Origin of the sequence: Limimaricola sp. G21655-S1, assembly GCF_027213785.1 — a bacterium.
In the GTDB taxonomy this organism is placed as follows: Bacteria; Pseudomonadota; Alphaproteobacteria; order Rhodobacterales; family Rhodobacteraceae; genus Limimaricola.
In genome coordinates this window covers 1-270 of the sequence record NZ_JAPWGO010000236.1, presented here as the reverse complement: position 1 = coordinate 270, position 270 = coordinate 1, and the positions used below count along the sequence as shown (strand labels likewise).

General features: G+C 64.4%; 1 protein-coding gene. It reads right to left on the bottom strand.

The window, feature by feature from the left end:
* On the bottom strand, positions 1-270 hold a 270-nt coding region (locus O4G76_RS20590), incomplete at both ends, for a hypothetical protein (protein WP_269398986.1).

Sequence of the window (270 nt, the reverse complement as noted above, 5' to 3'; positions counted from 1 at the left end):
GCATAGCACATCGCTACGAGCTCCGCTGGGGTTGTCGCAGAGCGGCGACCCTGCTCCATCGTACTGATGTTTTTGAGCCGCGCGCTGGTTGTCGGCAAACCGCTGTCTGTCATCGCTTGCGCCATGGCCTGCGCGTCAACTCCAGCGGCACGAGCCAGTGCGATGATTGCCTTTGCAGCGTCCCTCAAGTCCGTCACATGATCGTCGCGCACGGGCCACGGATGCCCGTCCAGCGTGCGCGGCTGCACGGACGCAACGATCTGCCCGTCC